General features: G+C 48.9%; 2 rRNA genes. Both read right to left on the bottom strand.

Annotated features, from left to right (window positions below):
- Positions 1-77: ribosomal RNA gene (rrf, locus tag I6F41_RS17900) — 5S ribosomal RNA — on the bottom strand; the annotation flags it as partial.
- Positions 78-222: 145 nt separating this feature from the next.
- Positions 223-908, bottom strand: a 23S ribosomal RNA gene (locus I6F41_RS17895); the annotation flags it as partial.

Raw genomic sequence — 908 nt, 5'->3', positions numbered from 1 at the left:
CTATCATCGGCGCTGTTTCGTTTCACTACTGAGTTCGGCATGGGGTCAGGTGGGTCCAAAACGCTATTGTTACCAAGCAAATTAGGGCGTTAATTCGTATCACTACAAATTAACTGAATTTGGAAAATATCTGATAATATTTTTTAAGTCTTTGCGTAAATATCTACTTTAGTCATATTAACTTCTTGCTTGAACTGTCACATAAAACGCGTTTGGCGTTGTATGGTTAAGCCTCACGGGTAATTAGTACAAGTTAGCTTAATGCCTCACAGCACTTCCACATCTTGCCTATCAACGTTGTAGTCTCCAACGGCCCTTCAGAGAGCTTATAGCTCTAGTGAGAAATCATCTCGAGGCCTGCTTCGCGCTTAGATGCTTTCAGCGCTTATCAGTTCCGAACGTAGCTACCGGGCAATGCCATTGGCATGACAACCCGAACACCAGCGGTTCGTTCACTCCGGTCCTCTCGTACTAGGAGCAACCCCTCTCAATTCTCAAACGCCCACGGCAGATAGGGACCGAACTGTCTCACGACGTTCTAAACCCAGCTCGCGTACCACTTTAAATGGCGAACAGCCATACCCTTGGGACCGACTTCAGCCCCAGGATGTGATGAGCCGACATCGAGGTGCCAAACACCGCCGTCGATATGAACTCTTGGGCGGTATCAGCCTGTTATCCCCGGAGTACCTTTTATCCGTTGAGCGATGGCCCTTCCATTCAGAACCACCGGATCACTATGACCTACTTTCGTACCTGCTCGACGTGTCTGTCTCGCAGTTAAGCTGGCTTCTACCATTACACTAACCGTACGATGTCCGACCGTACTTAGCCAACCTTCGTGCTCCTCCGTTACTCTTTAGGAGGAGACCGCCCCAGTCAAACTACCCACCAGGCACTGTCCGTAA

Source organism: Pseudoalteromonas sp. SCQQ13 (assembly GCF_015864415.1).
Lineage (GTDB): Bacteria > Pseudomonadota > Gammaproteobacteria > Enterobacterales > Alteromonadaceae > Pseudoalteromonas > Pseudoalteromonas nigrifaciens.
This window is presented reverse-complemented; position numbering and strand designations above follow the sequence as displayed.